This window comes from Vibrio sp. 704, assembly GCF_033339295.1.
In genome coordinates this window covers 1-601 of sequence record NZ_JAWOUH010000691.1, presented here as the reverse complement: position 1 = coordinate 601, position 601 = coordinate 1, and the positions used below count along the sequence as shown (strand labels likewise).

The following is a 601-nucleotide window of genomic DNA, read 5'->3' as shown; positions in this document are numbered from 1 at the left end:
ATCTTGTCGAGGGCGAATATGTTGTTTCGGAGCCGAATGTGGTGGTGGAGAGGCTCAACCTTCGATATCAGCAAACGCCTGACAGCCAGTTGTACTTCACAATCGTTTACGCAGTTTTGAATACTCAAACAGGCAAACTGAGGTACTGTACCGCCGGTCACCCTAAGTTCTTATGGCAACATCAATCAGAAGCAACCATTGATATGGTTGGTGATGAGAATTTTATAGTAGGCGCGTTAGCACCAATGCAATACAAGGGCGGGGAAATTACGTTAGAACCAAACGACTCGATTTGGTGCTTTTCTGATGGCGTGGTTGAAGCGCGGTACGACAATGAGCTTTTCTCTGTAAATCGTTTAATCGCGAACGTACAGAGCGTTTCTGGACTTCCATTTGAAGCACAGGTTTCTTCTGTCGTCGAAAGCATTAAACGTTGGCAAGTGAAGGAAGAGCTAGACGACGATTTGACGCTTTTACAACTTCAATGGTCTGGTCCAAACACGTCGACATGTGAGGGTGAGGATGACTGAGTACGAGTTTAAAAAAACGTTTCTTAGCTCACTAAAATCTTCCCGTGAGGCGAGTAAGCAGCTTGCCGAGT

General features: G+C 45.8%; 1 protein-coding gene. It reads left to right on the top strand.

Translation table 11 applies throughout. The features are described from left to right. Window positions 1–530: PP2C family protein-serine/threonine phosphatase (locus R7R24_RS28540; protein WP_318120434.1), on the top strand; the 530-nt coding region annotated here is incomplete at its 5' end. Window positions 531–601: the final 71 nt, after the last annotated feature.